Here is a 25,035-nt window from a genome sequence, read left to right on the forward strand (position 1 = left end):
CCCCTCCCCAGCTGAAGGCTAGCGGCCGAGCAGGTCGTTCAACCAGCCCGGTCCGGCGATGCGCACGTCGTCGCCGAGTCGCGCGCGCAGCCCACGATCCGCGGTCACGACGAGCACGCGCACGGCCGACTCGGACCCGGTGCCGCCCAGCCCGCTCGCCGTGTCGACGATCGCGGCGTCGCCGTCCTGCGGCGCCCGCACCACGTCGATGCCCAGCACGGATGCCGCCGCCTTCGCGGCGCCCTCGATGACCGCGATGACGCGCGCGATCCGCACGGCCTCGCCATCCGGTCCGTCGACCACCCGCCCGACGAGCGCCGGCAGTCCGTCCATGACGCGTGCCGCGCCCGCGGCCCGGTCGCGCCACCATCCGTCGGGACGCGACCCCATCACGTTCGCGACGTCCACGATCACGGTGACGTCGATCGCCGGCGCTTCGTCGCGGTCCATCCGCCGATCATGTCACTTCCCGGATGCCGCGGACCTTCGGAACTCCGGAACCGACGTCGAAGGGTGGATACCGCGAACCGTCGACTCAGGCGCCGCCGCTCACGCCGCGAGCACGCTGAACGTCGCCGGCCCCCTCGTCTCGATCGACACGAGCTCGAGCTCCACGGCGGTCGCGAACAGCCGCTCCGCGTCGGGATCCCCGACGACCGTGGGGAACGTGAACAGCCGGTACTCGTCGACCAGCCCGGCCGCCTGGAGCTCGCGCACGATGCTGAGGCTCCCGATGATCACGACGTCGCCCTCGTCTGCGAGGCGGGTGGCGCCGTCGACGAGGTCGCCCTCCAGCAGCTCGGAGTGCTCCCATGCACCGAGGTCGAGCTCGCCGCGCGACACGACGACCTTCCGCGCCCGGTTCATCGCGGTCGAGAACGGGTCGGTGCGCTCGGGCCACAGGCGCGCGAGGTGCTCCCACGTGCGACGGCCGAACAGGAGGACGCCGGGATCGAGCGCCGGCACGATCCCGAACAGGTCGCCCGCGATCGCCTCCACGCCGAAGCGGAACGCCCAGCCGCCGAAGCCCGCTCCGCCGCGCCCGTCGGGGTCCTCGACGACCCCGTCGAGGGTGATGAACTCGATGACGATGACCTTGCCCATGGTCGTGCTCCTTCGACTCGCGGTCCGGCCGTGTGCCGGTCCCATGAGTACCTACCGGCGGCGGGGCGCGAACTCATCGGCCGACCCCGAAGAGCTCGAACACCTCCGGCGCCTGGAACACCGAGGTGCGGGTGACGCGCCCGTCGGCGACCGTGAGCACCTGCACGGTGTGCAGCCTCCCGTCGACGTATGCGACGAAGCCCGCCTCGCCGTTCGCCCAGATGGGCTCGGTGCGCCAGCCGGTGCCGCGCAGGCGGTAGACGCGGCGCATGAACCCCGCGTAGTCCTCGCGCCCGGCGTACCAGTTCACGTTCGGCGGCATCTCGAGCACGATGTCGTCGGCGAGCAGCGCCGTGATCGCGGGCACGTCGGCGCGCTCGAACGCGTCCACGTAGCGATCGACGACCGCGCGCTGCTCGGCGGGCGGCTCCACGGCGGCGTCGGGATCCACGCCCGTGCGCGCGAGCGTCGCGCGCGCCCGCTGCAGGGCGCTGTTGACGGCGGCCGTCGTCATGCCGAGCGACTCCCCCACCTCCGAGGCCGGCAGGTCGAGCGCCTCGCGCAGGATCAGCGCCGCGCGCTGCCGGGCGGGCAGCAGCTGCAGCGCCGCGACGAGCGCGAGCCGCAGGCGGCTCCGTTCGACGGCGGATGCCTCGGGGTCGCCGGGGATGGGCGTGAGCCAGGGCACGTCGAGGTTCGGGACCAGCGGGGCATCCGGATCGTCGAAGGCCGGACCGACGCTCGACGGCAGCGGGCGCGACGAACGGGACTCGAGCGCGGTGAGGCACGCGTTCGTCGCGATGCGGTAGAGCCACGTGCGCAGCGAGGCGCGCGTCGGGTCGAAGCGATCGGCGGCCCGCCAGGCGCGCAGCAGCGTCTCCTGCACGGCGTCCTCTGCATCGTGCACCGAGCCGAGCATGCGGTAGCAGTGCACGAGCAGTTCGTGACGATGCCGCGCAACGGCCCGCTCGAATTCGGCCTCCACACGCGATATCCTGTCACCGAATATCCTGACCGCGTGACGTCATCGCCGAGCGCAGCGCGCAGTCCGCTTCGAATCGTCCTCATCGTCGTCTGGGTGCTTGTGGCCGTGGCCTCGGCCGGTGCGATCGTGTTCGGCGCGCTGACCGCGGCGCTGAACGGCGCCGGCTTCGAGACGACGTTCTCGAACCCGACGCCGCTGTTCGTGCTCAGCATCGTGCTGAACCTTGCAGCGGGCGTGAGCGGCATCCTGCTCGGCGGTCGCTGGTGGACCGCACTGCTCGTCGCGGCGCCCGCGCTGCTCTTCCTCGCGAGCCTGCTGCTCAGCGGGCAGTGGGTGTCGACGGCGCTCGTGGCGAGCCCGCTCGTCACGATCGTGGGCGTCGTGCTCGTGCTGGCGATGCCCCGCCGTCGGCGGGTCACCTCTGAGTAGCGCCTCGGCCGATCGGCCGATGCACTCGGACCGCACGGCCGATGTGCCGCCTGCATCGCCCGCGCGAGCATCGACGCATGACCTCCACCACCGTCGCAGCCACGGCGCCGCGGACCCGCAGGCGCCGCCCCGAGTGGCTCGTGCCCGCGGGGCTCATCGCGCTCAGCCTCGTCCCCATCGCCGCGGGCGCGTTCCGCGTCACGGACCTCACGACCGGCGGCACCGTGACGCCCGAGAACGCGCGGTTCTTCGCCTCCCCCGTGCCCGTGATCGCGCACATCGTCGGCTCGAGCGTGTTCCTCGTGCTCGGCGCGCTGCAGTTCGCGCCGTCGCTGCGCCGGAGGCGCTGGCACCGGATCGCCGGACGCATCGTCGCGCCGGCGGGGCTCGTCTCGGCGCTGTCGGCGCTGTGGATGACGCTGTTCTACGCGATGCCCGCGATCAACGGGCCCGGGCTGTACGTGATGCGGCTCGTGTTCGGCACGGCGATGGCGGGGGCGATCGTGTTCGCGTTCGTCGCGATCCGCCGCGGCGACATCACCACGCACAGCGCCTGGATGACCCGCGCGTACGCGATCGGGCTCGGCGCCGGCACGCAGGTGTTCACGTTCCTGCCGTGGACGCTGTTCTTCGGCCAGCCCGGACAGGTGATGCACACGGTGCTCATGGGCGCGGGCTGGGTCATCAACCTCGCCGTCGCCGAGGTGGTCATCCGCCGTCGGGCCCACCGTGCCCACCTATCATGAGGGCATGACGAGCCCCGTCCGGGCGCTGTGGGACGCGCCGCCGGCGTCCCCGCCACCGCCGCGCCGGGTCTGGCGCGACTGGGTGCTCGTCGCCGTGATCCCGCCGCTCGCCCTCCTCGAGGCGCTGCTGCGCACGGATGTCCCGTTGCGGTGGCTCTGGGCGATCCTGCTCATCGCGCTCGTGCCCACGCTGCTGTGGCGTCGCGTCCGCCCGTTCACGATGCTCGCGATCGCCTTCGGCGTCGGCACGGTCATCAGCCTCGCGGCCGGCGGCGATCCGCAGCTGTTCACGACGGCGTACTTCCTGATCCTCGTCTACGCGGTGTTCCGCTGGGGATCGGGCCGCGCGATGCTCGGCGGCGGGGCGCTCGTGCTCGGCGGCATCCTGCTCTCGCTCGTGTACTCGGCGCCGACCCCCACCGACGTCATCGGCGGGCTCGCGGTCGTCGTCACGACCAGCACGCTCGGCGTCGCGTTCCGCTGGCGCTCGAGCGCCCGCTCCCGCGAGCTCGACCGCATGCGGCTCCTCGAGCGCGAGCAGCTCGCGCGCGACCTCCACGACACCGTCGCCCACCACGTGTCGGCCATCGCGATCCAGGCGCAGGCCGGCACGGTGGTCGCACAGGGCGATCCGGCGGCGGCCGTCGACCTGCTGCGCGTCATCGAGGGCGAGGCGTCGCGAACGCTCGACGAGCTGCGGTCGATGGTCCGGGTGCTGCGGCGCACGGATGCCGCCGAGCGCGCGCCGACGCCCGGCTTCGACGACCTGCGACGGCTCGCGCGATCGGATGCCGCGGGCCCGACGGTCGACGTGCAGGTCGACGGCGACGTCGACTCCTTGCCTCCCCCGGTGTCCGCCGCGGTGTTCCGCCTCGCGCAGGAGGCCGTGACGAACGCGCGGCGGCACGCGCGGAACGCGACGCGCGTCGACGTGCGCGTGCGGGTGGACGGCACGGGCGTGCGGCTCGACGTGCGCGACGACGGGGAGCCCGCGGCATCCGCCGTGCCCGGCTACGGACTCACCGGCATGGCCGAGCGGGCCGACCTGCTCGGCGGCACGTGCGAGGCCGGCCCGGCGCCGGGCGGCGGGTGGGCGGTCACCGCGGTGCTGCCGCGGGCAGGATGGGCGACATGACCGTGCGCGTGCTCATCGCCGACGACCAGGAGCTCGTGCGCACGGGGCTGCGGCTCATCCTCGACGCGCAGCCCGACATCGAGGTGGTGGGCGAGGCGGTCGACGGCGCGGAGGCCGTGGCGCTGGCGCGCGGCATCCGGCCCGACGTGTGCCTGTTCGACATCCGGATGCCGGTCATGGACGGCCTCCAGGCGACCCGCGAGCTCGCCGGGCCCGACGTCGCCGACCCGATCCCGGTCGTCGTGATCACGACCTTCGACCTCGATGAGTACGTCTACGAGGCGCTGCGCTCGGGCGCTCGCGGCTTCCTGCTGAAGAACGCCGGACCGACCCTGCTCGCCGAGGCGGTGCACGCCGCCGCGCGCGGGGATGCGCTGATCGACCCGAACGTGACCGTTCGGCTCATCGAGGCGTTCGCCGGGACCGGCGGTGCCGGCGGCGCCTCCCGCTCGGCTCGCGACGAGCCCGTCGCCCGCCCGTCGTCACCGCTCACCGACCGCGAGGAGGACGTGCTCGCCGGCGTCGCCCGCGGCCTCGGCAACACCGAGATCGGGCAGGAGCTGCACGTCTCGCTCAGCACGGTGAAGACGCACATCGCGAGCATCATGGCGAAGATCGGCGCCCGCAACCGCGTCGAGCTCGCGATCTGGGCGCACGAGCGGAAACGGTAGGGCGCTCGCCGCGGCGCTGGTCGGCGCGGCGATTGTGCGCGGCGCCGAGTCGGAGGATCCTGATTCCATGAGCGACCGAGACGATTTCCTGGCCTGGGTGGACACCGCGCTCGTCGACGCCGAGCGGGCGATGCTCGACGGCGACGAGGGCCCGCGAAAGGCCATCTGGTCCCGTACCGAGCCGGTGAGCGTGCTCGGCGCGTGGCGCAACGCGGTGGGCCGCGACCAGCTCGTCGAGGCGTTCGAGGTGCTCGCCGTGGCCTTCTCGGACTGCACGAGCTACGAGCTCGACCTGATCTCGTTCGACGTCGTCGACGACATGGCCTACACGGTCGGCTACGAGCGCTTCACCACCTCGATCGACGGTGAGCCGCGCACGCTCACCCTCCGTGCGACGCAGGTCTACCGCCGCGAGAACGGCGAGTGGCGGGTCGTCCACCGCCACGCCGACGGGGTCGGCGACCACCAGCCGTGACCGGATGCGGCCGACCTCCTTCACTGAGGGCCGCCGCGATCTGAGGGGATTGGGCACCAGGAGCGCCGGAACTTCGGAACTCCGGAACCGCGAGCGTCGGAACTTGGGCATGTCGGCCCTCCGGCACCGGATGCGTCAGGCCGGCGCGCTCCCCCACTCGAAGCCGTCGGGGTCGGTGAACGAGCCCGCGTCGCTGTTGACCTGGATGCGGTGCGAGCCGCTGCCCTCCTCGGAGACGCCGGCCGTCTTGGCGAGCGCACGTCGCTTGTAGAGGCCCAGCCCGATCGGGCTCGACGGTGTGGCGAAGTCGACGTAGCTGCCGAAGCTCTTCGCGATCGCAAGGCCGCGGTCGCCGTAGAAGCGCTTGCTCGCGCTCACGTCCTCGACGCCGAGCAGGAGCACGATGTGCTCGAACTCCTTCGAGGCGGGCGCGGTGTCCTTCTTCTCGGAGGTGGCGAGGTTCCAGATCGCACCGTCGGGCGCCTGCACGAGGCCGCCGAACCCCCAGAGGGACTTCGCGAGCGGCTTCAGCACGGTCGCGCCCGCCGCGACGGCGGCGTCGAAGAGCGCCCGCACGTTCGCGGGCTGCGACGTGACGAGCGACATGGTGTAGCCCCGGAAGCCGGTGCTCGCGGCATCCGACCGGCGCGTGCGCACCTGGGTCGTGAGGCCGAATGCGTCGGCGTAGAAGCGCTGGGCCGCCTCGGGGTCGGCTGCATCGAGCGTGATGGAGTCGATGGCGGTGATGTTCGTGGTCTGCGTGTTCATGTCCTCGACGCTACGCCCGGCGATCGTGGCGGGCTTCTCGATTCCTGCTCGATCGGAATCGGGCGTGGAGCGCGCCCGACGAAGACGACGAAATCAGTGCGTTCCCCAATGGCCGCGGGCCCCGCGATCGCTAGCATGGTGGCGCCGAACCGCGAGCGAGGGGGCCGCGCAATGGACGACGCCGACATCCGAGACCCGAAGCTCCACGACGTGCAGCGGGGACTCTTCGTCTTCATCCCCGGGCTGCCGGCCCGAACCCGCAGGGGCGCGCCGCTCTGGCAGGGCCTCGTGCAGCGGCTCAGCGACGACCTCGCACCGAACTGGCGTGTGAAGGTGTTCGAGCACGGGCTGACGGCCACCTCGCGCACCGACCTCGACCAGGTGGTCCGGCATCTCGCGGCGCAGCTCCGCGACTGGACCGGCGAGCTCTCGGACGACGTCGAGCCGCCCGACGCGATCATCCTCGCGGGGCACAGCTTCGGCGGCATCCTCGCCCGCGCGGCGTTCCTGCACGACGCCTCGACGCCCGATCGGCCCGGCCGAAAGTGGACCGAACTGGTCAGGCGCATCGTGCTGCTCGGCAGCCCGAACGCCGGGTACCGCACGGATGCCCCGGGCACCCCGCTCGCGTGGCGGCTCGCCTACGCCATCGCCACGCCCTTCTACGACTTCACGATCGAGAAGGTGCAGGCCGGCGGCTACTGGATCACCGACCTGCGCCTGCGCTGGCTCGAGGCGTATCGCGCGAAGGTCGAGCGCCCGCCGGTCGTGCAGGTCCTCGGGACCTCCGATTGGCTGGTCACGCACGACGACATCGTCGACCAGCAGTTCATGCCCGGTGCGAAGGTCTACGAGATCCCGGGTGCCGACCACGGCGGACTCATCTCGATCGACACGGCGCCCGATCCGCAGCGCCGGTACCTGCAGCTGAAGACCGCGATCATGGGGCGCTCCGACGAGGCGCTCGACGAGCGGCAGACGCCGAAGCCCGAAGCGACGGCGTTCATCCTGCACGGCATCCGCGCGTCGGCGCTCGGCACGTGGGTGCAGGACCTCGGCACGGCCTACAAGGCGGCGTCCGGATCCGAGCAGACGAAGGTGATCAGCCCAGACACCGGCTACTTCAGCGCGATGGAGTTCGCCCTGCCCGGCACGCGGCGACGCAAGGTTCACGAGTTCCTCAAGCTCTACGGCGACGCGTACGCGACGCGCGACCCCGACCAATTCGTCTTCGCGGGCCACTCGAACGGCACGTACATGATGGCTCGGGCGCTCGACCGGGTCCCGGCGATGCGGTTCAAGCGGATCTACCTCGCCGGCACGGTGCTCCCCCGTCGCTACGACTGGCAGCGGCTGTTCGACGACGAGCAGATCCGCAAGGACGACGGCAACGGCTGGGAACCCGGCGACGTCCGGATCGACCGGGCGACGAGTGACGTCCCCGTCGGCATCCTCTGTTCGTGGCTGCGCGGCCTCGGCAGCGCGGATGTCGGGACAGCCGGGGTCGACGGCTTCGAGAACGTGGCCATGGCGAACTTCGACCAGTCCCGCCGGTTCCACGGAGGGCACGGTGCCGCGCTCGAGAACGAGGCGCAGCTCACGGCCATCGCCCGGTACCTGCACGACGGGTCGGGCGATCCCGGCCCCGACGACGCGACGTCGTCGATGTTCTCCCGTGCGAGCCGGCTCGTCGGCCTCAGGCTCGTCTCGTGGCTCGCCCTGCTCGGGCTGGGAGCGCTGGCCGCCCTCGGCCTCGTCAAGCTGGGTCGTGCGAAGGGGCCACGAGTGGCGGCCGCCACCGGCACCGCCGGGGCTGTGGGAATCTGGGCGCTGCTCCGCTCGATCTGAACCGGGCGGGCGCGTCAGGCCGCGTGCCGTGCGCGGGATGCGCGCGGGACCGGCTCGACGCGCCGGCGACCGCGCAAGTGCCGCCCGGTCGGCCGTGCGTCGGAATGATGGCTCGCGGCATCCGTTGCCGGAAGCAGGGGGCGTGCCGACGTCGGACGCGGGTGGTCGGCCAACCGCGGGCACGCGCAGGGCAGCACCGCGACCTCGCCGAGCGGTCCGTGCACGTACTCCAGGTGATCCGCCATCTCGCCGCCCCTTCCACGTCTGCCTTCACCCTGAGAGACGGCGGATGCCCCGTTTCATGACGCACCTCCGGTCGTCGAGTAGCGCCGCCGAAGGCGCCGCGTATCGAGACGCCTCCTCCGTGATGCCAGAATCACGAGTGGCATCCGAACGGAGGGGTTCATGCGGGACGACGAGTACGTCGAGCAGGCGCTGCAGCGCGATCCGAAGGTCGCCGACGAATGGCTGCGACAGAACAACCTGATGTACGGCGGCCTCGTCGGCATCTGCGTCGTGCTGGTGCAGCCGCTGATCACGGATGCCGCGCCGTCGCCGCTCGGGCTGGCGAGCATCGTGCTCTTCGCGGTCGCGATTCCGCTGCTCGCCGCGCTCATCGTGCTGAACTGGCAGGAGCTCTACCGCCATCGCCTCGCGACCTCGCGCAGCGTGACCGTGGCCCGCTCGCTGGCGATGGGCGCCGCCATCGCCGGCATGGTGACGACGTTCTGGGACGTCAGCTGGATCGCCGGCGCTGCGCTGCTCGTGACCGCGTTCGTCGCGATGTTCGTGCACAGCGCGGGCTACGTCGGCGTCGAGGGGATGCTGCGGCGAGGGCGATGGACGACCCGAGGCGCCGAGGGCGCGCCCGCGACATCCACCGAGCCCTGGCAGCAGGCTGCGCAGACGCAGTCGTCACCACAGGATGCCGCGTTCACGCTGTGCTGCCTGCTCTGGGCCGAGCCCGGGCTCGACGACGACCTCGTCGCCTACGAGGATCGGGTGCTCGCGCTCATGCCCGACTACGCCATCGAGGTGACCGAGCGGATCCGGAGCGACCGCGGCGCGGAGCACCCGGTGGAGGTGCAGCTGTACCGGGTTCCGAGCCAGGCGCTGCTCGACGCGTACCTCGCCGACCCGCGGCGGCTCGCGCTCGCCGCCGAGCGCGATCGAGTGGTCGCGCGGACCGAGCTGTTCCGGGTGCCGAGCACGTAGCGGCATCCGGCATCACGGCACCGCCCGGCTCACCGCAACGGGTCGAAGATGCGATTCATCCGGATGAAGAGCCGGTTCTTCTTCGTGTTCTGGAACGCGGCGCACTGCCAGCGGCCGTCGCGGCGCACCATCGTGAAGGTCTGCACCTTGTCGATCGGGATGCGACGTGTGCCGATGCCGCCCTCGGTCAGCACGACCGCGACGTCGCTGCCGAGGTGGCGAACCGAGCGCACGCGCATGCGCATGCGGCTGCCCTTCCGCCACTGCTCGAAGACCGGCACGTGGCCGCGCTCGATCGCGTCGCGGCCCTCGTAGACGATGCCCGCATAGATGACGTAGGTCGCGTCATCGGTGAACTCGCGCGCGTAGGCGGCGGCGTCACCGGCATCCCACGCGGCGCTGAGCCGTGCCAGGGCGGCCTCGATCGTGTCCGGCGTGGTGGTGGTCGCGTCCATGGCGTCTCCCGTAGAATTATCTGCGTGCATGCATTAGTTGCACGTATGCAGATACTACCGGAGGGCAGCGATCATGGCAACGGACGACCTCGAGCGCCTCTCCGCCGGCTACCGCCGCTACCTCGCGGCGATCGTGATGTTCCACCTCGCGGCGGCCGACGAGGTCGGCATCGGCGCGACCGACTACCAGGCCCTGAACGTGCTCGACGTCGACGGCCCGATGACGAGCGGCGAGCTGGCCCAGCGCCTGGCGCTCAGCACGGGCGCCACCACTCGCCTGATCGACCGGCTCGAGGCATCGGATGTCGCGCGGCGCGTGCCCGATCCCGCGGACCGGCGTCGCGTCATGGTCGAGGCGACCGGCCGCATGCCCGACGGGATGGCGGAGGTCCTCGACGTCGTGCGCGAGCCGGTCAGCAAGGCGTTCACCGGGCTCGACGAGCACCAGCTCGAGGGGCTCGCCTCGTACCTCGCAACCGCGACGGAGGCGTACCGCGCGGCGGCGCGGGAGCTGCGGGCTCGGCCCTGACGACGGCGGATTCCTCCGCAGCTCAATTCGTGCACCGCCCGAAGCTCCATCTTGACAGCTTTACTGAGTGCCCTCATAATTGAGGGCACTCGGTTATACAAGCACGAGACACAAGGAGAACCGTCATGAGCATCACCGACACCCCGAATGCCCCGGTCAACACCTCGTACGCACAGGCGCCTGTCCGCACCATCGACGCCGGCGGCGTCACGTACGCCTATCGCGAGCTGGGACCGAGGGGCGGCATCCCCGTTGTCTTCTTCGTCCACCTCGCCGCGAACCTCGACAACTGGGACCCCCGCATCGTGGACCCGATCGCGAAGAACCGCCACGTCATCACCTTCGACAACCGCGGCGTCGGCGCGTCCAGCGGCGACGTGCCCGACACCGTCGAGGCGATGGCCGACGACGCGTACACCTTCATCCGCGCGCTCGGGTTCGACAACATCGACGTCTTCTCCTTCTCGCTCGGAGGCATGGTCGCCCAGGCGCTCGTAGCCAAGCACCCCGAACTGGTGCGCAAGCTCGTCCTCACCGGCACCGGCCCCGCCGGCGGCACGGACATCGACAAGGTCGCCGGCACCACCTACTTCGACATCCTGCGTGCCGCGTTGACTCGGTCCGACCCGAAGGAGTTCTTGTTCTTCAACCGCAACGCCACCGGCAAGCCCGCTGCGAAGGCATTCGTGAAGCGGCTCCAGGAGCGCACCGTCGACCGTGACGCGCCGGTAACGGTGAAGGCGTTCCAGACGCAGCTGAAGGCGATCAAGAACTGGGGGCGCTCGGCGCCCGCCGACCTGTCGAAGCTCACCCATCCCACCCTGATCGCCAACGGCGACAACGACCGCATGGTGCCCTCGGTGCTCTCCGAAGACCTGCACCGCCGCATCACGGGATCCGAACTGGTCATCTACCCCGACTCCGGACACGGCGGCATCTTCCAGTTCCACGACACGTTCGCTCCCCTCGCGGTCGAATTCCTCGCCCGCTGACCGGCACAGCGGCATCCGAAATCACCTGAAGGACCAACGATGACCACCACGATTCCGTTCACGAAGAAGCCCTTCGCATCATCGATCCTGCTCTGGATGCGCACCGATCAGCCGCGACAACAGGGGATGGACTACTGGAAGGGACCCCACTCGAAGATCATCTCGGCCACGCCCGGGTTCGACGAGTATCGGCAGATCCACCTCGCCGCGATCAATCCCGGGCTCTGGCCTGCCACCCACGGCGTTGAGACGACCATTCCCGCCGATCGCAGGATCGACGGGGTCGCCGATGTCACGTTCCAGTCGGCCCTGTCGCCGCTTCTGGGCCGCAAGCAGACCCGGCTCGCGTACAAGGACGAGATCAACTTGTTCCGGCGCACCCTGCTCTACGCCGGGCCGCCGAACACGACCCGCTGGTACGACGTCGCGCGGCCCGGCGAGCGAACGGGCGCTCGAGCCCTCGTCTACCTCAGGAGACGAGAAGGCGTCGGCACCAGACGATTCCGCCTGCACCTCACCGACGAGCTCGTGCCCGCTCTCGCGAACACGGGCGCGCTGACCGAGTTGCGAACCGAGGTGTTCATGCCATGGAACGAGAAGCTCTGGGACACGCCGAACGTCGACCACGACAACCCCGCCGACCAGCGCTTCCACGCCTCGCTGATGCTGGGCTTCACCGGCGCATCCGAGCGAGCGGCGTTCTTCGACAGCGATGAGCTCGCGAAGGCCTCGGACGGGCTCTCGGAATTCGCCTCCGCCATCCACGCCTACGAGGTGTCCGAAGCATTGACGTATGTCAGCGAAGGCCGAGTCCTCCCGGACTATGTTCGTAACTGAGCACAGTCAGATCGAATTGCTGGAGGACCCGACATGGAACTCGCGACCCCACCGGTCGGACGGCGCGAGCGGAACAAGCAGGCCAAGCTCGAACGCATCACCGCCGCCGCGCGAGAACTCTTCGCCGAGCACGGCGTCGACGAGGTCACCACGCAGCAGATCGCCGAGAAGGCCGACATCGGTACCGGCACCCTCTTCCTCTATGCGAAGACCAAGGGCGAGCTGCTCCTGCTCGTGCAGAACTCCGGCTACGTCGACGCGCTCGAGGAGGGTCGGGCCGCCGCCCAGGGCATCCCCGATGCACTCGACGCGGTGATGGCGATCATCCGTCCGATCGTGGAGTGCAACCGCGTCCAGGTCGACAACGGGCGAACCTACCTGCGTGAGCTCGTCTTCGGCGACCCCGAGGAGCCGCACCACCGCGACGCCCTCGCCTTGACGATCCAGACCGAGGAGGCGATCGCCGCCGTGCTGCGACGCGACGACCGAGTCGGCTCCGACGACGCCGCCACGCTTGCCCGCGTCGTCTCGGCGACCATGTTCATCGGCATGGCGTCCCCAGCGACTGTCGCCAGCACGGTCGACGACATCCTGCAGGAGATCAGGGACCAGGTGCGCGTGCTCCTACGCTGAGCGCGCCCGTCCTCAGGGGCCCGCGGGTCAGAACAGCACCGGGAAGGTGAACAGCACGATGAGCCCGCCCACCGCGATGGCGCCGGCCAGCCCGAGCATGATCCACGCCGCGACGTGGTGGATGTCGCGCTGGGCCATCGCGGTCAGGAAGAGCACCAGCGCGAAGAGCACCGTCAGCAGCGAGTAGTTGTCGCCCCGCTCGGTGTCCTCGAGCGCGTCCGCGAAGCGCGCCTCGGCATAGGCCGAGCGTTCCGCGCTCTTCTCCGCGCCCGGCGGCACGTATTCGGCCATCGCGAACGGCCCGGGCTCCGCCTCACGATCGGCCTGCCAGGCGTCGAAGGCGATCCTGAAGTGGGGCGTGAATCGGGCCTCGATCTGGTCGGCGAGGATCAGGTCGCCCTGCGCCGTGGCGGTCAGCCACTCGGCGTAGATGATCAGGTCGGCGATCCGGGCCTCGCGTGCCTGGCCGTCGGCGTCGGTCGCCTCGACCCGAGCGGCGGATGCCTCGGCGAACGCGATCGACCGCTCACCGCTCCACTTCGACGCCTGGAACCCGCACCAGGCGGTGAGGATGGCGGTCACCGACAGCATCGCCACCGCGACGATCTCGATGAATGGCCGATGGCGCCACCGGGAGCCCCGCGCCGGTGCCTCGGCCGTCGGGGCGTCGGCCGTCGAGGCGGCGTCGGCCGAGTCCTGGCTCATCGATACCCCTTCGTCGCCGATCCCGACACGGGCTGCAGTTCAGACTGGCACACGAATCGCCAGGACCGCACGCGTGGGTTCAGCCCCTCAGCGACGCTGACGGTGACCGGGGCTCGCGGATCGGAGCCTCGGGGTCGACCGCGGCGAGCGCCGTCTCGAGCGCCTCGGCGAGCAGCCGCAGCCCCTCGGTACCGACGGGGGCGAACTCGTGGTCGATCGCCGGCAGGTACGCCTTCGCCCCCGCGAGGAAGCGGCGGCGCCCCGCAGCCGTGAGCACGGCGAAGGCCGAGCGCCCGTCGTCGGGGTTGACCTCACGGGCGACGAGGCCGGCCCGGACGAGCTCGTCGACGAGGCGGCTCACCCGGGTGCGGCTGAGCACGACGCGCTCGGCGAGTTGGCCCATCGTGAGCCGGCCGCCGCCGTCGTTCAGCTCGAGCAGGACGTCGTACCAGCTGAGCGACAGCCCGCCGTCGCTCGCCACGGCGCGCTCGAGACGCGGCAGCACGGCGGCATGCAGCCGCAACAGGGACTCCCAGGCGCGTTCGGCATCACTCGGCATGGATCGATGCTATCACTTGCGTGCGTGCGCACACATATGCAATACTCTGGCAACGCAGAATTATGTGCGTCCGCACACACTTGAAAGGACCGAGCATGACCACGCTTCTCCATATCTCCGCATCACCTCGCGGTGACGCCTCCCATTCGCTCGCGATCGCCCGTACGTTCGTCGAGGCGTTCGAACAGGCTTCGCCCGAGGCATCCGTCGACCACTGGAACCTCTGGGACGGATCGCTGCCCGAGTTCGGCCCCGAGGCCGCCGGGGCGAAGATGCGGGTGTTCGCCGGCGAAGCCCCGCAGGGCGCCGAGGAGCTCGCCTGGCATCGCGCCCGCCTCGCGTTCGAGCGATTCGCCGCCGCCGACCTCTACCTGTTCAGCCTGCCGATGTGGAACTCGGGCGTGCCCTACATCGCGAAGCAGTTCATCGATGTCGTCAGCCAGCCGGGCTGGGCCTTCGGCTTCGATGGGGAGACCGGCTACACGGGCCTGCTCGAGGGCAAGCGCGCCGCGGTCGTCTACACCAGCGCGGTCTACGGCGATGAGCGACCGCCGGCCTTCGGCAGCGACTTCCAGCAGCCGTTCTTCGACGGCTGGCTGCGCTGGGCAGGTGTGCACGAGATCGACTCGATCGAGTTCCGGCCGAACCTCGCCGTCGGCGACCCCGAGCCCGCCCGCCTCGCCGCACACGCCGAGGCACGTCGACTGGGGGCCGAGTTCGCGCGCGACGCGCGGGCGGCGGCGGCCTGAGCCGCAGGAGTTGATCGGGTCTCGATACGCGTCGCGCTTCGCGCGGCGCTACTCGACCGCCACGACGGGTTACGCCGACACCCGCAGCTCCACGTCGGAACTTCGGAACTTCGGAACTTCGGAACCTTGGAACCTCGGCGGTCGAGGGAACGTCAGGAGAAGCAGGAGTAGATGTAGATGCCGTCCCAGCCCCAGTCGTGCGTCCAGGGGGTGGACATACCCGAGTCGAGACCGTTGCCGAAGTCGTTCGTGGGGAACGTCTTCACCAGAGCCATGTTCCCTGCGCACTCCGAGAGAGGTCGCCAGTGCTCGTTCCAGATGAGGGGCCAGATGTCCACGGGCTTCGGCAGCGGCGGCGGACTGCTCAACGGCGGAAGCGTCGGCATGGGCAAGGTCCGCGTCGACCTCGGGGACCCGCCCGTGGTCGGCTCGCCCTCGCCGACGCCCGGATCCTCCGGATCGAGTCGGGCAGCGGCCTCTGCCGACGATGCTTCGAGGGCGGCGATCGCGTCGATCCATTCCCGAAGGTCGTCCGCAGCCCACCCGACGCCGAGCGCAGTCACGACTGCGCGGACTCGATCCGCCGATTCGACGGATGCTGCCGGGTTCGCGGCCAGCAGGCCCTCGGTGTCGACGATGACGCCGTCGACGAGCGCCTTCGCGGCGGAGCGTGCCGCGTCCATCGCGTCGGCGAGGTCCGACCGGCGCGCTTCCAGGTCGTCGGCTCGATCATCGAGATCGCCGATCGCTTCGGTGAGCTCCTTCTGGGCGGTGCGCAGCTCGTCGAGCGTCGCCTCATCGCGCACCATGACGATCGTCTCGGTCCGCCCCGGAAGCGGCGATGACGCCTTCGTGAGCTGTGCGAGTGCTGCCTCGACCTCCGTCCTCGCCGTGGCTTGGAACCGTTGCGGCGGCAGCTCCAGCGTGGCGGACAGTTCAGCGGCCAAGTCGGCGGCTGCCGCGACTTCGGCTTCATACGAAGCGTCGGCCGATCGGATGGACGCCACGTCGGTTTCGAATTCGGAGACGGACTCCGTGACGTCTGTGAGGAGCTGCCGGCGGTGCTCCTCCTGAACGCCGAGGGAGATTGCCACGGATGCCACGGTGCCGACCACGAGCACGGCCATGCCGATGGCGCCGAGCAGCATCGCTCTCCGGTTCGTGGCTCCTCGCGCGAACGCCGCGAGCCGTGAGGCGATGCGCGTCACGAAGGGTTCACAGCGGAACGAAGATCGGACCCACGGGAGAGCATCATGGCAAGAACGTAGCACCGCGCAACGGCGAACCATTCGCTCGATCCCCAGCCGTGAGTCGACGAACGCCCGGCCCCTGCGACAGGGACCGGGCGTTCGTGCGATGGGGTCGTGGGTCTCGATACGCGTCGCCTTCGGCGGCGCTACTCGACCACCGGGTGCGGCGGCGCTCCTCGACCACCGGTGGGGGTTACGCCGCCGCCGGCAGCTCCACGGTCGCGCGCGCCACCGGAGTGACGACGAGCTGCCCGTCGACCGTGTCGACCTGCACGGCCTCGCCGTCGCCGAGGGCGCCGGTGACGAACAGGTCCGCGATCCGGTCCTCGACCTCGCGCTGGATCAGGCGACGCAGCGGGCGAGCTCCGTACTCGGGCTCGTAGCCGTGCTCGGCGAGCCAGGCGACCGCGGCATCCGTCGCCTCGAAGCCGACCTCACGAGCCGAGAGCCGCCCGACCGTCGCACCCAGCATGAGGCGCACGATCTGTGCGATCTCGTCCTGCGAGAGCTTCTGGAACAGCACGATCTCATCGATGCGGTTCAGGAACTCGGGTCGCATGGCCTCGCGCACCTTGCCCATGACGCGCTGGCGCACGTCGTCCTGCGACGCGAAGCCAGAGCCATCAGCGGATGCCACGAAGCCGAGCGCACCCGACCGCGACGCGAGGAACTCGGAGCCGAGGTTCGAGGTCATCACGACCACGGTGTTGCGGAAGTCGACCGTGCGACCCTGCCCGTCGGTGAGGCGACCGTCGTCGAGCACCTGCAGCAGCAGGTTGAACACGTCGGGGTGCGCCTTCTCGATCTCGTCGAACAGCACGATCGAGTACGGGTTCCGACGAACGCGCTCGGTGAGCTGTCCGGCCTCGTCGTAACCGACATAACCGGGAGGGGCGCCGACGAGCCGCGACACGGTGTGCCGCTCGCCGAACTCGCTCATGTCGAAGCGGATGATCGCGCCCTCGTCGTCGAACAGGCGGTCGGCCAGCGCACGCGCCAGCTCCGTCTTGCCGACGCCGGTCGGGCCGAGGAACAGGAACGAACCCACGGGACGCTTCGCGTCGCCCATGCCGGTGCGGTTGCGGCGCACGGCGCGCGCGACGGCGGTCACGGCGTCGTCCTGCCCGATGACCCGGGCGTGCAGCTCCTGCTCGAGCTCGGCCAGGCGCTCGCGCTCGCCCTCGGTGAGGCGGTTGACCGGGATGCCGGTCGCACGAGAGATCACCGCGGCGATCTGCGCCTCGTCGATGACGGTTTCGTTCCGCTGGCTGAGCCCGTCGAAGCCTGCCTGCGCCTGCGCGACCTTGCCGCGCTTGATGGCGTCGGCCGTCGCGTCGTCGAGCTTGTCCTGCACCTTCGAGATCTCGTCGCGGATGCGCGACGCCTCCTCGTAGTGCTCGGCCGTGACGGCGGCGTTCTTGTCGGCCTCGAGCTCGGCCAGTCGACCGATGAGCTCGGACACGTCCACCTTCACGCCGAGGCGCAGGCGCAGTCGCGCGCCCGCCTGGTCGATGAGGTCGATCGCCTTGTCGGGCAGCACACGCTCGCTGAGGTAGCGGGCGCTCAGCTCGACGGCCGAGCGGATCGCGGCATCCGTGTACTCGACGCCGTGGTGCTGCTCGTACGCGGGCTTGAGGCCCTGCAGGATCAGCACCGAGTCCTCGATCGAGGGCTCGCCGACCTTCACGGGCTGGAAGCGACGCTCGAGCGCCGGGTCCTTCTCGATCTGGCGGTACTCCTTGAGCGTGGTCGCGCCGACGAGGTGCAGCTCACCCCGCGCGAGGCGCGGCTTCAGGATGTTGCCCGCGTCGGTGCCGCCGTCGCCCGAGCCGCCCGCACCGACGACGGTGTGGATCTCATCGATGAAGATGATGAGCTCGCCCTTGTGCGCGGCGATCTCCTCCATGGTCTTGGTGAGGCGCTCCTCGAAGTCGCCGCGGTAGCGGGTGCCGGCGAGCATGCCGGGCAGGTCGAGCGAGATCACTCGCTTGCCGAGCAGGGCCTCGGGCACCGACTCCTCGACGATCGCGCGGGCGAGTCCCTCGACGATCGCGGTCTTGCCGACGCCGGCCTCGCCGATCAGCACGGGGTTGTTCTTCGTGCGGCGGCTCAGGATCTCGATCGTCTGCTCGATCTCGTCGACACGTCCGATCACCGGGTCGAGCTCGCCGTCACGGGCGCGCTGGGTGAGGTCTATGCCGAACTTGTCGAGCATGGGGGTGTCGGATGCCGCGGCGGCGGCGCTCTCCGGTCCCTGAGCCTGTCGAAGGGACTCGTCGTCGATACCGTCGACGGTCTCCCGGATCTGCTGCGTGAGCGCCTCGGCGGTCACACCGGCACGCGCCAGCACCTGGCCGGCAGGGGCATCCTGCCCCAGCACGAGCGCGAAGAAGAGGTGCTCGGGATCGATGTACGTCGAGCCGCTCGACCGCGCCACCTGGTACGCGTGGAACAACGCGCGAGACGCCGACGGCGTGATGGTGGCCGCGTCCCTCCGCTGATTGAGGCTCTCGAAATCAGCCTCGGATGCCGCGGGCAGCCGCGCCTCGGTCGCGGTGATGATGCGCTCCGGCGCGACGCCGATGCGCTGGATGGCCTGCGTGACCGCCTCGTCCTCGACGATGACGCGCAGGATGTGCAGCGCGTCGAGCTCGGTCTGTCCGCGCTCGAGCGCGAACTTGCCGGCACGCTGCAGGATGCTCTGGGTGCGCGCGGTCAGGAACCGGCTGAGGTCGATCGACCGCGCCTGCCTGGCCTGCTCACCCGCGAGATACCGGGCGAGGAACTCGTCGAACGAGTTCGCGCCGGTGTCGCTGAAGTCTTCGGGCACCTAGTCCTCCTGGGGAACTTGAGTTGGGTACGCTCAAGTTCAACGCGGTGGGGGCGTGGGTATTCCCGGCCGCCAAGGAAGCAGGTTCGCGCGATGGCATTACGCCGCGGCGCACCCTACCGTTTCGCGAGTATCCACGCCCCGCCTCACGTGTAGATTTCACAGATGGCGGAGACTCGTATCTGGCGTGACTACTCGGGGTCGGGCGGCTCCGACCGTGTAACCCGAAGCTTGCACCGCGAGCGTCCGGTATTCGAAGACCACACTTCCTACCCGTGGGATGACGACCAGCGCACTACGCCGTCTGGCGCTGTCATAGCTCACTTTGGCGATCTCACAGAACGTGCTATTGGCTTCATTGAGGACTCGCCGGCCGTTGTGGGTTGTATCGCGTGGCTCACAGAGCACCGCCTGCTTCGGGCTCTGGCGGGACGAGAGGCTTCGTTAGTGGTGCAGAAGGAAGACTTCCTGCGGCCCGACGCTCGCGCGGCCGCCGATTGGGCCGCAAGGCTTCGGGCGTCCTATGGTTTGCTCCACAACTCATTCGCACGGTTCCAGTTTCCGCAACCGCTCGGCACCGCGTCGTACGCGGGCGACCCTACACTCGAGCCAGTTCGCTGTGTGGGAAATCACAATTCGGCCAAGTCCCCGGCAATGCCGCGAATGCATCATAAATTCCTCGTCCGCCTCCAAGTCAACGAGGCCGCCCACGATGTCGCTGACCGGCTTCAGCCCGTCGCTGTCTGGACCGGATCGTTCAACTTCTCAAAGAACGCTGGATACTCCTTCGAGAACGCGGTCGAGATTCATGACACAACGATCGCACGGTCATACTTTGAAGAGTTTTCGCGTGTGATGACCCTCTCGGAGCCGCTCGAGTGGGAGTCAGAATGGGTCTATCCGGAATGGCGCATCGGAACCTGACCCGAGCACAACTCGGGTCGCCGATTGGCCGATGCGGGCACCGTTCAGTCACCCTTGGGCATTTCGGACCATCCGACGAAGGTCTGAAGGGGAGACCGAATTGCTGGTGCACCGGGTCGTCGTCAGTTGAGTTCGTAAGCCGGATGTGCGAGACCAACTTGCCACTGGAGACCCGCACCAATACGGGCCTGAACGTGTCCAGGCTTCCCGTAGGGATCTCGAACGTCGAGTGCCACGCCAGCCAGCTTCGCGCGAGTCTCCTTCACAGTTCGACCGGGTGTAGGGGGCCGTGTCTGAGCAGAGGCGAAGGCTCTACCTGATCGCTCTCTAATCCTTCTCACATCATCGGAATTTGGCCGCGGGTTTCGACCTTGCCGAAATGGTGCGACAAGGGACAGCACCTGTGGTTCGAGCAGCCGTGTCCAGACATCGCCATAGTCCGCGTTCGGCGACCCGTGGTGTGGAACCTTATACAGCGAGGCTTGCGAATCCGGCTGATGGGTCGCAACGACGGCCTGCCACCCACAACCAGAAGGCCCAACCGTCAAGTCTGCCCCCAAGAGCACTCGAGCCGGGCCCGCTTCGATCCACAGTGCGACTGAGAGCTCATTCGGATCAATTGCTGCGAGCCTCTTTCGAGATCCGGCGGAGGCAGCCCCTTCAGCAAGCGCTGTATCTGCTCTGTGCACAGCCCGGGGGGATGGTGACAACGCAAGCACTCGAGCGCCTACCCCGTTACCCGCTTCTGGTCGACGCCAGATGAGCTTTTGTTCGTCAGCCTTCAGAAGGGGATAGCGGCCGTCGTTGAGTTGTCGCCGCGCGACAACCTCCTTCAGGACCTCTCGGTATTCCCGCCTTACAGAAACCGTGAGTTGGTCTTCGATGTCTGCGTCCGCCTCAACTGCGGCGAAGAATTCGTTACCTGTGTAGGCCGCCGACGTGACGTACTGGGCATCGCTTGCTTTGCGGTACAAATCGCTGATCCCCGCAGTGTGATCGTCGTGTGCATGTGTACCGACTACTAGGCGTATCGCTCGCGCTGGATCGATCCCGATTCTCTCAAAGTATTCGAGGACTGGATGCTCTCGAGTCTGCTGGTTCAGGCAGGAGTCAACTGTCATCCATTCACCAGCGCCGAGGTGAACGGCGATCGCTTCGCCACGCCCTGGTCCGAAGATTGATACCTCAACCTGATCGGCAGCTGGAGCCGTGTACTGGGGAAGGTCAACCGATGAGGCCATCGAGGCTCTGTGCCAAAGTATTCGCGCGCTCTCGCTGAGATCGAACCTCAGCCTCCGTCCAGTAACCAAGTCTCCGCGGCCGAACTGAGGTTGTTAGATTCCTGTGTCCCGCAGGTCCTGCCACTGAACGAACCGTTACGTACAGCACATCGCCCGCCTGAATCTCCTCGTCGGGCGACACTTGCGAAGCGGAAAAGTCCGCGATGAGCGGCTGCTCCGCACCGCCATCCGCAACTAGCTCCACCGTGATGATGTCGCCGTCGACCTCCAAGACGCGCGCGTCCCAAGTTTCAAGACCCGATACGCGGGGTTGGGCTGGCCGGGAAGCCCGTTCGCTCTGGAGCTCATGTTGATATCTCCGATAAGCGTCAGTAAGGCGCTGGTCGATCTGACTCTCGGTCGACTCCCGCGACCGAACGTCCTGCCGGCTTCCAAGACCGACCCCAACTTTCTGAAATCTACGCCTGAGAGCGGCATCAGAAACGTCGGGCTCAGGAAGGGCCACAGTTGAGTCTGCGTGCTTCTGGTACGTCGCAGTTACAGTCATGAGAGGCCCTCCGAGAAGGATATGACTCTAGCGTGTGCCGCCTCCGCGCGCCCCATTGACGCAGTCCACTCCTCAGTGAGAATCTTCAATGCTAATGTTCGCTTCTCAAGAGTCGGCGTGGGATCCGGGACCTCTTCCTCACGATCGAAATCCTCGCGAGACTGTGGAGGATTTGGATCGACCGTCAGGTTGAAATGATCGTTGGCGCCAACATATATGCCGTTCGTTACCTGAAAAGATGGTTCCACCTGGACTTGGAAATGGCCACTGTACCCGTCTGGTCGAACCCCCCACAGCGTTGCGCTACGCATCCCCGGAAGCACGAGGGTGTCATTCCAGATTTCCTTTGGGACTATCGTGTCGCCAATGCGGTGTCGAGCGGTCGAGGACCCAATAATCGTGTGAAAGTTTCTATTGATGCCGAGCGCACCCAATGGTGTTTGTTCCAAGAGCCTCAGTGCACCGAGGGCGACATCCCGAAGGCGCGGAAATTCCTCGACCTCTGATGTCGAGACTTGAAAACCGTCAGGCGTCACGTGAACGCCTAACCACCCCAGGCGAAAAGATGCAATCTCGCCTGCAATTACCTCGACACCAGCCGCCGCCAGTTCGGGCTCCCCGATTAGGCCTCGTTCTTTGAACCAAGCTGGCGAGAACAAGATCGGCGTGAACGCACCACGCAAGACGAGGTTCAGGCCTTCAATCGCCACTCCGCCATCCGGCAAGGTTCATCCCTCACTCTTCTAGTCGAGCGTCCCCAATTGGCTTGAGGAAGCACCGCACTCGGGACCTGACGCCTGGGATCTCCAGCCACACTATCTAACATCGCGTTCGTGGCCGAGTCCCTTGTCACTCCTCTCAACACGGCAGGGGCCGCATAGGGGGCGGGGCAGATGACGCTGTCGTCAGTGCCGCGTCACTTGCCTTCGGCTACCAACGGGGCTGCCTCGTCGAGATACTATCCTCATCCAGCACTAGCGATATATCGTTGATATATCGTCGAGACCCGACCAGGGCCCCGTCACACGGGAGGTCATCATGAGCGATTCGTACATGGGCGGCGGCTTCACCGGCCCCTCGAGCAACTGGGGGCAGGGCGGCCAAGGCCCCAACCTGTGGGACGCCCTCAGCCAGCTCCGCGGCATGTTCGAGCAGAAGGCCGGCCCTCGCATGGGCCGCGGCGACGTCCGCGCGGCGGTGCTCACGCTCCTCGCCGAGAAGCCGATGCACGGCTACCAGATCATCAGCGAGATCGCCGAGCGCAGCGGCGGCGCGTGGAAGCCGAGCGCGGGCTCGGTGTATCCGACGCTGCAGCTGCTCGCCGACGAGGGACTCATCACCGCCGAGGAGGCGGATGGCCGCAAGACCTATTCGCTGACGGAAGCGGGACGGGCGGAGGCCGAGGCATCCGCTGATCGCCCGGCGCCGTGGCAGACCTCGAGCCCGCGTGACTTCGGACCCGGCGGGGCGCTGCCCAAGGCCGGCATCGAACTGGCGCAGGCGGCGGCGCAGATCCAGCGCTCGGGAACGCCCGAGCAGGTGAAGCAGGCGGTCGAGGTGCTCGACGACGCGCGTCGTCGGCTCTACTCGATCCTCGCCCAGGGCTGACTCGGTGCCCTCGACACGTCGGCGTCCAGCAGGCAGGATGCCCGATGTGGGGAACACTCGCGCCCGCTACCGGCGGATCCTTCGATTCGCCGCCCGATACATCGTCCAGACGTGGTGGTACGAGCTCGTGCTGCCGCGGATCGGGCTGGGCAAGTTCGCGGCACGCGGGCGTGAAGCGCGGCTGACGACGATCGCGCGGCGCTTCCACGCGCTCGCGGTCGACCTCGGCGGCCTCATGATCAAGGTCGGTCAATACATGTCGTCGCGGCTCGACGTGCTGCCGCCCGAGATCACCCGCGAGCTCGCCGGCCTCCAAGACGAGGTGCCGCCCGTGCCCTTCGACGCGATCCGGCGACTCGCGGAGGCCGAGCTGGGCATGCCGCTCGAGCGGGCGTACGCGTCGTTCGACCCGACACCGCTCGCCGCGGCATCCCTCGGCCAGGCGCACCGGGCCACGCTCTCGCCGCTCGACGCCGCCGACATGGGATACGACGAGGCCGTCGTCAAGGTGCAGCGACCGGGCATCGAGACGATCGTCGACGTCGACCTGTCGGCGCTGCGTCGCGTCGCCGGATGGCTCAGCCGCGTGCGCTTCGTCGCGAACCACGTGGACGTCCCCTCCCTCGTCGAGGAGTTCGCCACCACGAGCCTCGAGGAGATCGACTACCTGCACGAAGCCGCCAACGCCGAGCGGTTCGCCGCGAGCTTCGCCGGTGACCCGCGCGTCGCGGCGCCCGAGGTCGTCTGGGAGCGCACGACGCGCCGCGTGCTGACCCTCGCCGACGTGACCGCGATCAAGATCAACGACCTCGAGGCCCTGCGCGCAGCGGGCATCGACCCGAAGGCCGTTGCGAAGCAGTTCGCGACCGTCATGTTCGACCAGCTCTTCCGCGACGGCTTCTTCCACGCCGACCCGCACCCCGGCAACATCTTCGTCACGCCGGTCGAGCGGGTGACGGATGCCGCGTCGCCGGCCTCGAGGGGCACGGATGCCGCGTCGGGCCGCCCGTCACCGGCGTACCGGCTCACGTTCATCGACTTCGGCATGATGGGCGAGGTGCCCGACGGTCTGCGCCGCGGCCTGCAGCAGCTCATGCTCGCCGTCGCCGCGCGCGACGGGAAGCGCCTGGTCGAGAGCATCCGGAGTGTCGGCATCCTGCTGCCGTCGGCCGAGACGGCCGAGCTCGAGCGCGCGATGTCCGAGCTGTTCGCCCGGTTCGGTGGGATGGGCCTGGCCGAGGTGCGACAGGTCGACGAGCGCGAGCTGCGCAGCTTCGCGATCGAGTTCGGCGAGGTGGTGCGGGCGCTGCCGTTCACGCTGCCCGACAACTTCCTGCTGATCATCCGGGCGATGTCGCTCACCTCGGGCATGTGCAGCTCGCTCGACCCCGACTTCAACATGTGGGACGCCGTCGAGCCCTACGCCGCGCAACTCCTGCGCGACGAGCGCGGCAACTTCGTGCAGGCGCTCGGGCAGCAGGCGCTGTCGTACGCGGGCACGCTCGCCGGGCTGCCGCAGCGCGTCGACGCGCTCGCGACCCGCATCGAGGAAGGGCGCGTGGTCGCGAGCTCACCGAAGATCGAGCACCGGATGGTGCGACTCGAGAACGCGGCGCAGCGGGTCGTCTCGGCGGTGCTGTTCGTGGGGTTGTTCCTCGGCGGCGTCCTGCTCCGCAACGACGAGCCGGTCTGGGGCATCACGCTGATGGTGCTGTCGGTGATCCCGTTCCTGCACGCCGTGTTCGCCGGGCTGTTCGGCCGGCGGCGCGGGCCGCGCTGAACGTCGCGCTCGGGGAACCA

General features: G+C 68.9%; 25 protein-coding genes. 15 read left to right on the forward strand and 10 right to left on the reverse strand.

Features of this window, described 5'->3' with window-relative positions; genetic code table 11:
• Positions 1 to 18: 18 nt before the first annotated feature.
• The 3 genes from ACWGO8_RS03785 to ACWGO8_RS03795 form a co-directional block, all read right to left on the reverse strand.
• Positions 19 to 450, reverse strand: coding sequence for a hypothetical protein (locus ACWGO8_RS03785; protein ID WP_452041792.1), 432 nt, complete (start codon positions 448 to 450; stop codon positions 19 to 21).
• Positions 451 to 549: 99 nt separating this feature from the next.
• On the reverse strand, positions 550 to 1,104 hold the full coding sequence (locus tag ACWGO8_RS03790) for a dihydrofolate reductase family protein (RefSeq protein ID WP_452041793.1): 555 nt from the start codon (positions 1,102 to 1,104) through the stop codon (positions 550 to 552).
• A gap of 73 nt (positions 1,105 to 1,177) precedes the next feature.
• Positions 1,178 to 2,089, reverse strand: a complete 912-nt coding sequence (locus tag ACWGO8_RS03795; RefSeq protein WP_452041794.1) for an RNA polymerase subunit sigma-70 — start codon at positions 2,087 to 2,089, stop codon at positions 1,178 to 1,180.
• Positions 2,090 to 2,122: 33 nt separating this feature from the next.
• Between ACWGO8_RS03795 and ACWGO8_RS03800 the strand changes: the two genes are divergently transcribed.
• The 5 genes from ACWGO8_RS03800 (at position 2,123) to ACWGO8_RS03820 (ending at position 5,545) form a co-directional block, all read left to right on the forward strand.
• Positions 2,123 to 2,518, forward strand: coding sequence for a hypothetical protein (locus ACWGO8_RS03800; RefSeq protein WP_452041795.1), 396 nt, complete (start codon positions 2,123 to 2,125; stop codon positions 2,516 to 2,518).
• Between the two features lie 77 nt (positions 2,519 to 2,595).
• On the forward strand, positions 2,596 to 3,264 hold the full coding sequence (locus ACWGO8_RS03805) for a DUF2306 domain-containing protein (protein WP_452041796.1): 669 nt from the start codon (positions 2,596 to 2,598) through the stop codon (positions 3,262 to 3,264).
• A gap of 4 nt (positions 3,265 to 3,268) precedes the next feature.
• On the forward strand, positions 3,269 to 4,399 hold the full coding sequence (locus ACWGO8_RS03810) for a sensor histidine kinase (protein WP_452041797.1): 1,131 nt from the start codon (positions 3,269 to 3,271) through the stop codon (positions 4,397 to 4,399).
• Positions 4,396 to 5,070 carry a response regulator gene (locus ACWGO8_RS03815; protein WP_452041798.1) on the forward strand — a complete coding sequence of 225 codons (675 nt, stop codon included), beginning with the start codon at positions 4,396 to 4,398 and terminating at the stop codon, positions 5,068 to 5,070. The genes ACWGO8_RS03810 and ACWGO8_RS03815 overlap by 4 nt, the downstream gene beginning before the upstream one ends.
• 67 nt (positions 5,071 to 5,137) lie before the next feature.
• Positions 5,138 to 5,545 carry a YybH family protein gene (locus ACWGO8_RS03820; protein WP_376956074.1) on the forward strand — a complete coding sequence of 136 codons (408 nt, stop codon included), beginning with the start codon at positions 5,138 to 5,140 and terminating at the stop codon, positions 5,543 to 5,545.
• Between the two features lie 135 nt (positions 5,546 to 5,680).
• Here ACWGO8_RS03820 and ACWGO8_RS03825 read toward each other — a convergent pair whose 3' ends face one another.
• A complete protein-coding gene (locus tag ACWGO8_RS03825; protein ID WP_452041799.1) occupies positions 5,681 to 6,313 on the reverse strand; it encodes a glyoxalase in 633 nt (210 codons plus the stop codon).
• Positions 6,314 to 6,484: 171 nt separating this feature from the next.
• Between ACWGO8_RS03825 and ACWGO8_RS03830 the strand changes: the two genes are divergently transcribed.
• Entirely contained in the window at positions 6,485 to 8,161 is a 1,677-nt protein-coding gene (locus tag ACWGO8_RS03830) for an alpha/beta fold hydrolase (RefSeq protein ID WP_452041800.1), read from the forward strand.
• Between the two features lie 405 nt (positions 8,162 to 8,566).
• Positions 8,567 to 9,376 (forward strand): hypothetical protein, encoded by an 810-nt coding sequence (locus ACWGO8_RS03835; RefSeq protein WP_452041801.1) that lies wholly within the window; start codon positions 8,567 to 8,569, stop codon positions 9,374 to 9,376.
• 29 nt (positions 9,377 to 9,405) lie between these two features.
• Here the strand turns inward: ACWGO8_RS03835 and ACWGO8_RS03840 are convergent, their stop codons facing one another.
• Entirely contained in the window at positions 9,406 to 9,831 is a 426-nt protein-coding gene (locus ACWGO8_RS03840; RefSeq protein ID WP_452041802.1) for an SgcJ/EcaC family oxidoreductase, read from the reverse strand.
• A gap of 73 nt (positions 9,832 to 9,904) precedes the next feature.
• Between ACWGO8_RS03840 and ACWGO8_RS03845 the strand changes: the two genes are divergently transcribed.
• From ACWGO8_RS03845 to ACWGO8_RS03860, 4 genes are all read left to right on the forward strand, one after another.
• On the forward strand, positions 9,905 to 10,360 hold the full coding sequence (locus tag ACWGO8_RS03845; protein ID WP_452041803.1) for a MarR family winged helix-turn-helix transcriptional regulator: 456 nt from the start codon (positions 9,905 to 9,907) through the stop codon (positions 10,358 to 10,360).
• Positions 10,361 to 10,485: 125 nt separating this feature from the next.
• Positions 10,486 to 11,352, forward strand: coding sequence for an alpha/beta fold hydrolase (locus ACWGO8_RS03850; protein WP_452041804.1), 867 nt, complete (start codon positions 10,486 to 10,488; stop codon positions 11,350 to 11,352).
• A 39-nt stretch (positions 11,353 to 11,391) separates the two neighbouring features.
• Positions 11,392 to 12,189, forward strand: a complete 798-nt coding sequence (locus ACWGO8_RS03855; protein WP_452041805.1) for a strictosidine synthase — start codon at positions 11,392 to 11,394, stop codon at positions 12,187 to 12,189.
• A gap of 33 nt (positions 12,190 to 12,222) precedes the next feature.
• The gene (locus ACWGO8_RS03860; RefSeq protein ID WP_452041806.1) at positions 12,223 to 12,822 is read left to right on the forward strand and encodes a TetR/AcrR family transcriptional regulator; all 600 of its coding nucleotides are present in this window, start codon (positions 12,223 to 12,225) and stop codon (positions 12,820 to 12,822) included.
• 27 nt (positions 12,823 to 12,849) lie between these two features.
• Here the strand turns inward: ACWGO8_RS03860 and ACWGO8_RS03865 are convergent, their stop codons facing one another.
• Positions 12,850 to 13,527, reverse strand: a complete 678-nt coding sequence (locus tag ACWGO8_RS03865; RefSeq protein ID WP_452041807.1) for a hypothetical protein — start codon at positions 13,525 to 13,527, stop codon at positions 12,850 to 12,852.
• A 79-nt stretch (positions 13,528 to 13,606) separates the two neighbouring features.
• On the reverse strand, positions 13,607 to 14,086 hold the full coding sequence (locus ACWGO8_RS03870) for a MarR family winged helix-turn-helix transcriptional regulator (protein ID WP_452041808.1): 480 nt from the start codon (positions 14,084 to 14,086) through the stop codon (positions 13,607 to 13,609).
• 95 nt (positions 14,087 to 14,181) lie between these two features.
• Here ACWGO8_RS03870 and ACWGO8_RS03875 point away from each other — a divergent pair, with 95 nt between their 5' ends.
• Positions 14,182 to 14,835 (forward strand): FMN-dependent NADH-azoreductase, encoded by a 654-nt coding sequence (locus ACWGO8_RS03875; RefSeq protein ID WP_452041809.1) that lies wholly within the window; start codon positions 14,182 to 14,184, stop codon positions 14,833 to 14,835.
• A gap of 152 nt (positions 14,836 to 14,987) precedes the next feature.
• Here ACWGO8_RS03875 and ACWGO8_RS03880 read toward each other — a convergent pair whose 3' ends face one another.
• Entirely contained in the window at positions 14,988 to 15,983 is a 996-nt protein-coding gene (locus ACWGO8_RS03880; protein ID WP_452041810.1) for a hypothetical protein, read from the reverse strand.
• Between the two features lie 295 nt (positions 15,984 to 16,278).
• Positions 16,279 to 18,915: an ATP-dependent Clp protease ATP-binding subunit gene (locus ACWGO8_RS03885; protein WP_452041811.1), complete on the reverse strand. Its 2,637-nt coding sequence runs from the start codon at positions 18,913 to 18,915 to the stop codon at positions 16,279 to 16,281.
• Between the two features lie 447 nt (positions 18,916 to 19,362).
• On the opposite strand from ACWGO8_RS03885, the gene ACWGO8_RS03890 reads away from it, so the two are divergent.
• Positions 19,363 to 19,839, forward strand: a complete 477-nt coding sequence (locus ACWGO8_RS03890; protein WP_452041812.1) for a hypothetical protein — start codon at positions 19,363 to 19,365, stop codon at positions 19,837 to 19,839.
• Positions 19,840 to 21,623: 1,784 nt separating this feature from the next.
• On the opposite strand, the gene ACWGO8_RS03895 is transcribed toward ACWGO8_RS03890, so the two are convergent.
• A complete protein-coding gene (locus ACWGO8_RS03895) occupies positions 21,624 to 22,337 on the reverse strand; it encodes a hypothetical protein (RefSeq protein WP_452041813.1) in 714 nt (237 codons plus the stop codon).
• 328 nt (positions 22,338 to 22,665) lie between these two features.
• Between ACWGO8_RS03895 and ACWGO8_RS03900 the strand changes: the two genes are divergently transcribed.
• Positions 22,666 to 23,235: a PadR family transcriptional regulator gene (locus tag ACWGO8_RS03900; protein ID WP_452041814.1), complete on the forward strand. Its 570-nt coding sequence runs from the start codon at positions 22,666 to 22,668 to the stop codon at positions 23,233 to 23,235.
• Positions 23,236 to 23,272: 37 nt separating this feature from the next.
• Positions 23,273 to 25,015 carry an ABC1 kinase family protein gene (locus tag ACWGO8_RS03905; RefSeq protein ID WP_452041815.1) on the forward strand — a complete coding sequence of 581 codons (1,743 nt, stop codon included), beginning with the start codon at positions 23,273 to 23,275 and terminating at the stop codon, positions 25,013 to 25,015.
• The last annotated feature ends 20 nt before the right edge of the window (positions 25,016 to 25,035 follow it).

This window comes from Agromyces sp. NPDC055661 (genome assembly GCF_053618135.1).

What these genes read in the sequence shown, in the direction of transcription:
- ACWGO8_RS03840 (WP_452041802.1), bottom strand. Translation starts at nt 9,831, where the DNA reads ATGGACGCGACCACCACCACGCCGGACACGATCGAGGCCGCCCTGGCA.
- ACWGO8_RS03860 (WP_452041806.1), top strand. Translation starts at nt 12,223, where the DNA reads ATGGAACTCGCGACCCCACCGGTCGGACGGCGCGAGCGGAACAAGCAG.
- ACWGO8_RS03825 (WP_452041799.1), bottom strand. Translation starts at nt 6,313, where the DNA reads ATGAACACGCAGACCACGAACATCACCGCCATCGACTCCATCACGCTC.
- ACWGO8_RS03875 (WP_452041809.1), top strand. Translation starts at nt 14,182, where the DNA reads ATGACCACGCTTCTCCATATCTCCGCATCACCTCGCGGTGACGCCTCC.
- ACWGO8_RS03820 (WP_376956074.1), top strand. Translation starts at nt 5,138, where the DNA reads ATGAGCGACCGAGACGATTTCCTGGCCTGGGTGGACACCGCGCTCGTC.
- ACWGO8_RS03815 (WP_452041798.1), top strand. Translation starts at nt 4,396, where the DNA reads ATGACCGTGCGCGTGCTCATCGCCGACGACCAGGAGCTCGTGCGCACG.
- ACWGO8_RS03805 (WP_452041796.1), top strand. Translation starts at nt 2,596, where the DNA reads ATGACCTCCACCACCGTCGCAGCCACGGCGCCGCGGACCCGCAGGCGC.
- ACWGO8_RS03845 (WP_452041803.1), top strand. Translation starts at nt 9,905, where the DNA reads ATGGCAACGGACGACCTCGAGCGCCTCTCCGCCGGCTACCGCCGCTAC.
- ACWGO8_RS03865 (WP_452041807.1), bottom strand. Translation starts at nt 13,527, where the DNA reads ATGAGCCAGGACTCGGCCGACGCCGCCTCGACGGCCGACGCCCCGACG.
- ACWGO8_RS03790 (WP_452041793.1), bottom strand. Translation starts at nt 1,104, where the DNA reads ATGGGCAAGGTCATCGTCATCGAGTTCATCACCCTCGACGGGGTCGTC.
- ACWGO8_RS03880 (WP_452041810.1), bottom strand. Translation starts at nt 15,983, where the DNA reads ATGCTGCTCGGCGCCATCGGCATGGCCGTGCTCGTGGTCGGCACCGTG.
- ACWGO8_RS03785 (WP_452041792.1), bottom strand. Translation starts at nt 450, where the DNA reads ATGGACCGCGACGAAGCGCCGGCGATCGACGTCACCGTGATCGTGGAC.
- ACWGO8_RS03810 (WP_452041797.1), top strand. Translation starts at nt 3,269, where the DNA reads ATGACGAGCCCCGTCCGGGCGCTGTGGGACGCGCCGCCGGCGTCCCCG.
- ACWGO8_RS03905 (WP_452041815.1), top strand. Translation starts at nt 23,273, where the DNA reads ATGCCCGATGTGGGGAACACTCGCGCCCGCTACCGGCGGATCCTTCGA.
- ACWGO8_RS03900 (WP_452041814.1), top strand. Translation starts at nt 22,666, where the DNA reads ATGAGCGATTCGTACATGGGCGGCGGCTTCACCGGCCCCTCGAGCAAC.
- ACWGO8_RS03855 (WP_452041805.1), top strand. Translation starts at nt 11,392, where the DNA reads ATGACCACCACGATTCCGTTCACGAAGAAGCCCTTCGCATCATCGATC.
- ACWGO8_RS03835 (WP_452041801.1), top strand. Translation starts at nt 8,567, where the DNA reads ATGCGGGACGACGAGTACGTCGAGCAGGCGCTGCAGCGCGATCCGAAG.
- ACWGO8_RS03870 (WP_452041808.1), bottom strand. Translation starts at nt 14,086, where the DNA reads ATGCCGAGTGATGCCGAACGCGCCTGGGAGTCCCTGTTGCGGCTGCAT.
- ACWGO8_RS03830 (WP_452041800.1), top strand. Translation starts at nt 6,485, where the DNA reads ATGGACGACGCCGACATCCGAGACCCGAAGCTCCACGACGTGCAGCGG.
- ACWGO8_RS03850 (WP_452041804.1), top strand. Translation starts at nt 10,486, where the DNA reads ATGAGCATCACCGACACCCCGAATGCCCCGGTCAACACCTCGTACGCA.